At 58.1% G+C, this 8,378-nt stretch carries 7 protein-coding genes; 4 read left to right on the top strand and 3 right to left on the bottom strand.

Annotated elements, in window-relative coordinates:
* Nucleotides 1-182: 182 nt before the first annotated feature.
* On the bottom strand, nucleotides 183-965 hold the full coding sequence (locus tag ACRESJ_RS33525) for a PhzF family phenazine biosynthesis protein (protein ID WP_431761713.1): 783 nt from the start codon (nucleotides 963-965) through the stop codon (nucleotides 183-185).
* A gap of 91 nt (nucleotides 966-1,056) precedes the next feature.
* Nucleotides 1,057-1,527, bottom strand: a complete 471-nt coding sequence (gene ybaK, locus ACRESJ_RS33520) for a Cys-tRNA(Pro) deacylase (RefSeq protein ID WP_007971306.1) — start codon at nucleotides 1,525-1,527, stop codon at nucleotides 1,057-1,059.
* 327 nt (nucleotides 1,528-1,854) lie between these two features.
* On the opposite strand from ybaK, the gene ACRESJ_RS33515 reads away from it, so the two are divergent.
* The 4 genes from ACRESJ_RS33515 (at nucleotide 1,855) to glpD (ending at nucleotide 6,939) form a co-directional block, all read left to right on the top strand.
* On the top strand, nucleotides 1,855-2,706 hold the full coding sequence (locus ACRESJ_RS33515) for an MIP/aquaporin family protein (RefSeq protein WP_431761712.1): 852 nt from the start codon (nucleotides 1,855-1,857) through the stop codon (nucleotides 2,704-2,706).
* A 76-nt stretch (nucleotides 2,707-2,782) separates the two neighbouring features.
* Nucleotides 2,783-4,288, top strand: a complete 1,506-nt coding sequence (glpK, locus tag ACRESJ_RS33510; protein WP_431761711.1) for a glycerol kinase GlpK — start codon at nucleotides 2,783-2,785, stop codon at nucleotides 4,286-4,288.
* Nucleotides 4,289-4,383: 95 nt separating this feature from the next.
* Nucleotides 4,384-5,139, top strand: coding sequence for a DeoR/GlpR family transcriptional regulator (locus ACRESJ_RS33505; RefSeq protein ID WP_431761710.1), 756 nt, complete (start codon nucleotides 4,384-4,386; stop codon nucleotides 5,137-5,139).
* Nucleotides 5,140-5,400: 261 nt separating this feature from the next.
* Nucleotides 5,401-6,939 carry a glycerol-3-phosphate dehydrogenase gene (gene glpD, locus ACRESJ_RS33500; protein ID WP_431761709.1) on the top strand — a complete coding sequence of 513 codons (1,539 nt, stop codon included), beginning with the start codon at nucleotides 5,401-5,403 and terminating at the stop codon, nucleotides 6,937-6,939.
* Nucleotides 6,940-7,005: 66 nt separating this feature from the next.
* On the opposite strand, the gene ACRESJ_RS33495 is transcribed toward glpD, so the two are convergent.
* Nucleotides 7,006-8,112 carry an NADH:flavin oxidoreductase/NADH oxidase gene (locus ACRESJ_RS33495; RefSeq protein ID WP_431761708.1) on the bottom strand — a complete coding sequence of 369 codons (1,107 nt, stop codon included), beginning with the start codon at nucleotides 8,110-8,112 and terminating at the stop codon, nucleotides 7,006-7,008.
* Nucleotides 8,113-8,378 lie beyond the last annotated feature (266 nt).

Raw genomic sequence — 8,378 nt, 5'->3', positions numbered from 1 at the left:
CCTTAATGCCGGTCAGTTAAGGCATTTGTAGGAGCGAGCTTGCTAGCGAAATACTTCAGGACGCCGCGTTCATTCTGAATTTCCGCGTTATCGTTAACGTTTTTCGCGAGCAAGCTCGCTCCTACAGTTGACCTTCATCGCTTAACTGACTGGCATTAGGGCAAGCCTCGCGCCTACACGTTTCAGGCGATCATCAGTTTTCCGCTGGCCACCAACGTCGCATTCCCGCCAATCTTCACTCGATCCCCTTCCAACCGGCAGAACAACTCCCCGCCCCGCTTCGAACACTGATAAGCCGTCAGACTCGACTTACCCAAACGCTTCGACCAGTAAGGAATCAGGCTGCAATGGGTCGATCCGGTCACCGGATCTTCGTTGATGCCAATGGCCGGTGCGAAGTAACGGGATACGAAGTCATGCTTGCCACCCCGCGCCGTCACGATGGCGCCCAACCACGGCAGCTTCGCCAGGGCGACCATGTCCGGTTTGCAGTCCAGCACGGCCTGCTCGGACTCAAGCACCACGAACAATTCATTTGAACCCAGGACATCGACGGCTTCCACGCCGAGCACACGCTCGATGTCCAGGGTCACCCCGACTTCCGACGGTACGATCGCCGGGAAATCCAGCCAAAGGCGCCCAGCTTCACGGGTCACGCTCAGCGGGCCGGACTTGCAGGTGAAGTCCAGGCGCTCAACGGGCTCCTTGTAGATTTCGAACAACACGTAGGCACTGGCCAGGGTTGCGTGACCACATAACGGGACTTCAGTGGTCGGGGTAAACCAGCGGATGTGCCAGCCCTGTCCCTCTCGCACAACAAAAGCCGTCTCGGCGAGGTTGTGTTCGGCGGCGATCTTTTGCATCAAATCATCGGCGAGCCAGGCGTCCAGCCGATAGACCATTGCCGGGTTACCACGAAAGGGTTGATCGCTGAACGCGTCAACCTGATAAAACTCAAGCTGCATAACCTTCTCCCTCTGTCAGGCCACCGAGCATGAAGTCGCGGTAAAGAACGCACCAGTGACAGAGCTGGCTTTTTTGCACCATACAGAGCCGTCAGGCGCGACCGATATCGGCGAACTTCGCCTGGGTGTGCTCAGCCAGCACAGCAGGGGCCAATTCGACCTCCAGGCCACGTCGTCCCGCGCTGACAAAAATGCTCGCGAAGGGTTGTGCCGAATTATCTATAAAGGTGCGCAAACGCTTCTTCTGTCCCAGCGGGCTGATTCCGCCTAACAGATATCCAGTCGAGCGCTGCGCTGCGGCGGGGTCGGCCATTTCGACTTTTTTCACACCCGCTGCGTGTGCCAGGCCTTTCAAATCCAGACTCCCGACAACCGGCACCACCGCAACCAACAGCTCGCCTTTCTCACTGGCCGCCAGCAAAGTCTTGAACACCTGCGCTGGGTCCAGGCCAAGCTTTTCCGCGGCCTCAAGCCCATAGGACGCTGCCTTCGGGTCATGTTCATAACTGTGCACTCGGTGTTCGGCCCGAACCTTTTTCAGCAAATCCAATGCGGGTGTCATGGCAGCTCCAGACATGGCGGCGGTAAAAGACAATGCGCCGGATTCTAGGACATTGATTCGCAAAAGGCTTCTTCGAACCCCATTCAAACTGCCTCCCCAATCGATCATTCACAGAACTAATAGTTTATTTGTGACCGATGGTTCACTTTCGACCTTTGACAGCAGTGTTTCTTGTCTATATTTTTTCGTTTGTGAATCTGTACGAAAATTCCACAACGCAATGCCCAGCATTAAACCGGGAACGGGATGGGGATCCTGCCTCGGTGAAAAACGCGCTTTGACCATGATGGAAAGAAAGCGCCAGACAAGAAAAACAATGAGGTTTCGATGACAACCGCTTTACAACAACCTTCGCTCTCGAGCCAATGCATGGCCGAGTTTTTGGGTACTGCACTTCTGATCTTTTTTGGTACAGGTTGCGTTGCCGCGCTCAAGGTCGCGGGTGCGAGCTTTGGTTTGTGGGAAATCAGCATCATCTGGGGCGTCGGCGTCAGCATGGCGATCTACCTGACCGCCGGGGTTTCCGGCGCTCATCTCAATCCCGCCGTGAGCATTGCGCTGAGCATTTTCGCGGGCTTCGAAAAGCGCAAACTGCCGTTCTATATTGTCGCCCAGGTCGCTGGCGCCTTTTGCGGAGCCCTGTTGGTGTACACGCTGTACAGCAACCTCTTCTTCGATTTCGAACAAACTCACCATATGGTTCGCGGCACCGAAGCCAGCCTCGAATTGGCATCGGTGTTTTCCACCTTCCCCAATCCGAGCCTGTCTACGGCACAAGCATTCCTCGTCGAAGTGATCATCACCGCCATCCTGATGGGCGTGATCATGTCGCTGACCGATGATAACAATGGCCTCCCCAATGGCCCCTTGGCACCCATCCTGATCGGCTTGCTGATTGCGGTGATTGGTAGCTCGATGGGGCCGCTGACCGGTTTCGCGATGAATCCTGCCCGCGACTTCGGCCCCAAGCTGATGACCTTCTTTGCCGGCTGGGGTGAGATTTCCTTCACTGGCGGGCGCGATATTCCGTACTTCCTGATCCCGATTTTTGCACCGATGCTCGGTGCCTGCCTCGGCGCCGCAGCCTATCGCGCACTCATTGCCCGTCATCTGCCCAACGCTGTACCTGCTACAAAGGACACAACAGTGGCCATTGACGGCAAACCAGGAATTTCTTGATACCGTTGGCGCATGATCCTGCCGAAAAGATCGCGCGCCAGACCTCACTCCCCTTTTATCGTCCAAGGCAATCGACATGACCGACACTCAGAATAAGAACTACATCATTGCCCTCGATCAGGGCACGACCAGCTCCCGCGCGATCATTTTCGACCGTGACGCCAACGTCGTTTGCACCGCTCAACGGGAGTTCGCCCAGCACTATCCACAAGCCGGATGGGTCGAGCATGACCCGATGGAAATCTTCGCCACCCAAAGTGCGGTGATGGTCGAGGCCCTGGCACAAGCCGGCCTGCATCACGACCAGGTCGCGGCCATCGGCATCACCAACCAGCGTGAAACCACCGTTGTGTGGGACAAGACCACCGGCCGCCCGATCTACAACGCCATCGTCTGGCAATGCCGGCGCAGCACCGAGATCTGCCAACAACTCAAGCGCGATGGCCATGAGCAATACATCAGCGACACCACGGGCCTGGTCACCGACCCATACTTCTCGGGCACCAAGCTCAAGTGGATCCTGGACAACGTCGAAGGCAGCCGTGAGCGTGCGCGCAACGGCGAGTTGTTGTTTGGCACCGTCGACAGCTGGCTGATCTGGAAATTCACCGGCGGCAAAGTGCACGTCACCGACTACACCAACGCCTCGCGCACCATGCTCTTCAACATCCACACCCTGCAGTGGGACGCGAAGATGCTGGAGGTGCTGGACATCCCTCGCGAAATGTTGCCGGAAGTGAAATCGTCTTCGGAAATTTACGGCCGTACCAAAAGCGGGATCGCCATCGGCGGTATCGCCGGTGACCAGCAGGCAGCGCTGTTCGGGCAGATGTGCGTGGAGGCAGGTCAGGCCAAAAACACCTATGGCACCGGTTGCTTCCTGTTGATGAACACTGGCGATAAAGCAGTGAAGTCCAATCACGGCATGCTCACCACAATCGCCTGTGGCCCCCGTGGTGAAGTGGCCTACGCGCTGGAGGGCGCGGTGTTCAACGGTGGCTCCACCGTGCAGTGGTTGCGCGACGAGTTGAAAATCATCAATGACGCCCATGACACCGAATACTTTGCCAACAAGGTCAAGGACAGCAATGGCGTGTACCTGGTCCCCGCCTTCACCGGCCTGGGTGCTCCCTACTGGGACCCGTATGCCCGTGGCGCGCTGTTCGGCCTGACCCGCGGTGTACGCGTGGATCACATCATCCGCGCCGCGCTGGAGTCGATTGCCTACCAGACCCGGGACGTACTCGACGCCATGCAGCAGGACGCCGGCGAACGCCTCAAAGCCCTACGCGTGGATGGCGGCGCGGTGGCAAACAATTTCCTCATGCAGTTCCAGGCCGACATTCTTGGCACCCAGGTCGAGCGTCCGCAAATGCGCGAAACCACGGCGCTGGGTGCGGCTTACCTGGCAGGCTTGGCCTGTGGCTTCTGGGGCAGCCTGGAAGAGTTGCGTGGCAAGGCTGTCATCGAGCGCCGGTTTGAACCGACACTTGACGAAGCCGCGAAGGAAAAACTCTACGCCGGCTGGAAAAAAGCAGTCAGCCGCACCCGCGATTGGGAGCCACAGGAAGGCGCTGAATAAGCCAACCGGCAGACTCGTATCTGCTTGTAACTGGCAGGGAGTGGATTCCTGCGGCATCATGGGCAAATTTTGCACGGCAGCCCCAAGGACGCCCCATGAATCTGCCTCCCCGCCAGCAACAAATCCTCGAATTGGTCCGCGAGCGCGGCTATGTCAGCATTGAGGAAATGGCCCAGCTGTTCGTCGTTACTCCGCAGACCATACGCCGCGATATCAATCAGCTGGCGGAAGCCAATTTACTGCGCCGCTACCACGGCGGCGCGGCTTACGACTCCAGTGTTGAAAACACCGCCTACGCCATGCGCGCCGATCAGATGCGCGACGAAAAGCAGCGTATCGGCGAAGCTATTGCCGCACAGATTCCCGATCACGCCTCGCTGTTCATCAACATCGGTACGACCACCGAATCGATCGCCCGTGCGCTGCTCAATCACAGCCACCTGAAGATCATCACCAACAATTTGCATGTGGCCTCGATGCTCAGCGCCAAGGACGACTTCGACGTCTTGCTGACGGGGGGCAACGTGCGACGTGATGGCGGCGTGGTCGGCCAGGCCAGTGTCGATTTCATCAATCAGTTCAAGGTCGACTTCGCCCTGGTGGGCATTAGCGGCATCGATGAAGACGGCAGCCTGCTGGATTTCGATTATCAGGAAGTACGGGTCTCCCAGGCGATTATCGCCAATGCTCGGCAGGTCATCCTCGCCGCCGACTCCAGCAAGTTCGGGCGCAACGCCATGATTCGCCTGGGGCCGATCAGTCTGGTCGATTGCCTGGTGACCGATCAACAGCCGTCCCCGACGCTGGCGCAACTGTTGAACCAGCATAAGGTTCGCCTGGAAGTCGTTTAACGCCTTCAGCCTCGAAAGATCGCAGCCTTCGGCAGCTCCTACAAAGATGTCGTACACCTGTAGGAGCTGCCGAAGGCTGCGATCTTTTGCTTTTATGTTCGAATATTTTCCTTTAATAGCCCTTCGATGAGTATTTTCAATCGAAGCTAACTGGCTGTGCGCGACTTTATGGGCTAGTATTTTCGAAAATGAACATTAATGTTCGCTTTCAAATACATAAAACCCAATACAGAAAATCAAAAAGTCCCGAGGCCTTAGCCGATGCCCACTTCTACCTTGCCTACGCCCCCTCTTGCCGAGGTCTACGATATCGCCGTCATCGGTGGCGGCATCAATGGCGTGGGGATCGCAGCGGATGCCGCCGGTCGCGGCCTCTCGGTGTTCCTTTGCGAAAAGGACGATCTGGCCAGCCACACCTCATCGGCCAGCAGCAAGCTGATCCACGGCGGGCTGCGTTACCTCGAACATTATGAATTCCGTCTGGTACGCGAAGCGCTCGCCGAACGTGAAGTGCTGCTGACCAAAGCGCCACACATCGTCAAACAGATGCGCTTCGTGCTGCCGCATCGTCCACACCTGCGTCCGGCCTGGATGATCCGCGCCGGCCTGTTCCTGTATGACAACCTCGGCAAACGGGAACAGCTGCTGGGCTCGAAAAGCCTGAAGTTCGGCCCGGACAGCGCCCTGAAAAGCGAAATCACCAAGGGCTTCGAATACTCCGATTGCTGGGTCGACGATGCGCGCCTGGTGGTATTGAACGCCATGGCCGCTCGGGAAAATGGCGCCCACATCCACACCCAGACCCGTTGCGTCAGCGCGCGTCGCACCAAGGGCTTGTGGCACCTGCACCTGGAACGCGCCGATGGCAGTCTGTTTTCGATCCGCGCCAAGGCATTGGTGAACGCGGCTGGCCCATGGGTCGCCAAGTTCATTCGTGATGATCTGAAGATGGAATCGCCATACGGCATCCGCTTGATCCAGGGCAGCCATCTGATCGTGCCGAAACTCTACGAAGGCGAACACGCGCACATTCTGCAAAACGAAGATCAGCGCATCGTGTTCACCATTCCGTATCTGAACCATTTCACCCTGATCGGCACCACCGACCGCGAATACACCGGCGACCCGGCGAAGGTGGCGATCACCGAAGGCGAAACCGATTACTTGCTGAAAGTGGTCAACGCTCACTTCAAAAAGCAGATCAGCCGCGACGATATCCTGCACAGCTATTCCGGTGTGCGGCCGCTGTGCAACGACGAATCGGACAACCCATCGGCTGTCACTCGCGACTACACCCTGGCGTTGTCGAGCACTGGCGAAGAAGCGCCATTGTTGTCGGTGTTCGGCGGCAAACTCACCACCTACCGCAAACTGGCGGAATCGGCGCTGGCGCAGCTGACGCCGTACTTTACGCACATCAAGCCAAGCTGGACCGCGAACGCCCCTCTACCGGGCGGCGAAGACATGACCACTCCGAAGGCGCTGAGCTCGCTGATCCGTGACAAGTTCGACTGGGTTCCGACTGAAATCTCGCGCCGCTGGGCCACCACTTACGGCAGCCGCACCTGGCGTATGCTCGAAGGTGTAGAAAACCTGAGTGATCTGGGCGAACACATCGGCGGCGGTCTCTATACCCGTGAAGTCGACTACCTGTGCAGCGAAGAATGGGCCACCACTGCCCACGACATCCTGTGGCGCCGCAGCAAGCTTGGCTTGTTCACCACACCGGCAGAACAGGACAAGCTCAAGGACTACCTGAACAAAGTCGAACAGAACCGCAGCAAGATCGAAGCGGCCTGATCGGCGCTTCGTACAAACGAAAGCCCCTGAATCTCACGACTCAGGGGCTTTTTTATGACGACCGATTTATTCCCGCAGATCCGATTCATGGATGGGCTGATCACGATGGGTCGCACGCTGGTATTGCGCCGGCCAGATGGCCTTGCGTCCCCCGAGATCGTCGTCGGCATGCAGCGGCCAGTACGGATCACGCAACAACTCACGGGCCAGGAAGATGATGTCAGCCTGACAGGTACGCAGAATGTGCTCGGCCTGTGCCGGCTCGGTAATCATGCCGACGGTGCCGGTAGCGATTTCCGCTTCTTTACGCACACGCTCGGCGAAGCGCGTCTGGTAGCCAGGGCCGGTCGGAATTTCCGCGTTGACTGCCGTGCCGCCCGAGGAGACATCAATCAGGTCCACACCCAAGGCTTTGAGGCGCCGCGCCAGCTCGACGGTTTCATCGGGGTTCCAGCCATCTTCCACCCAGTCAGTGGCCGAGACCCGGACGAACAGCGGCAACTCTTGCGGCCACACCGTACGCACCGCTTCGGTGACCTGCAACACCAGGCGGATGCGGTTTTCGAACGAGCCGCCGTACTGGTCCCGCCGTTGATTACTCAGGGGTGAAAGAAACTGATGCAGCAGATAACCATGGGCCGCGTGTACTTCGACCACTTTGAAACCTGCGGTCAGCGCACGTTTGGCCGCGTCGGCGAAGGCCTGGATGAGATTGGCGATATCGCTTTCTTCAAGCTGCTTGGGCTTTGCGTGTTCGGGGTCGAAAGCAATCGGTGACGGGCCGACCGGCAACCAGCCGCCGTCTTCGGGTTTTACGCTGCCATGCTTGCCGAGCCACGGCCGATAGGTGCTGGCCTTGCGTCCGGCGTGGGCCAACTGGATGCCGGCCACGCCGCCCTGAGCGGCAATGAAGCGTGTGATGCGTTGCAGGGGTTCGATCTGTTCATCGCACCACAGACCAAGGTCTTGTGCAGTAATACGCCCATCGGCGGTGATCGCCGTGGCTTCGGTAAACACCAGCCCCGCCCCGCCGATGGCACGGCTACCGAGGTGGACCAGGTGCCAGTCATTGGCCAGACCATCCACGGCTGAGTACTGGCACATTGGCGACACCGCAATGCGGTTGAGCAGGGTCAATTGGCGAAGGGTATAGGGTTCAAGCAGCAGACTCATGGGGCACCTCTCGAATCAGTGGTCAGGCTCCAGGGTTCTGTTTGAATAGTCGACGAGTGACAGTAAAAAGGCGCAGCACCCGCCCCCGCGGGCAAAGAAATGGACAAGACGTCACAAGGATAATCAAGCAGTGCTTAGAGCCTAGTCGACATCGGCAATGATTGGAGGGTTCATGATGACAGGCCCTTCCCTTTGTGGGAGCGAGCCTGCTCGCGATGGAGGTCAACGATAACGTTTTCCGCCTGAATGTACGCGGTGTCTGGGCG

Origin of the sequence: Pseudomonas sp. (assembly GCF_050739655.1) — a bacterium.
GTDB lineage: Bacteria > Pseudomonadota > Gammaproteobacteria > Pseudomonadales > Pseudomonadaceae > Aquipseudomonas.
The sequence above is the reverse complement of the archived record's forward strand: the minus strand, read 5'-3'. Positions and strand labels throughout refer to the sequence as shown.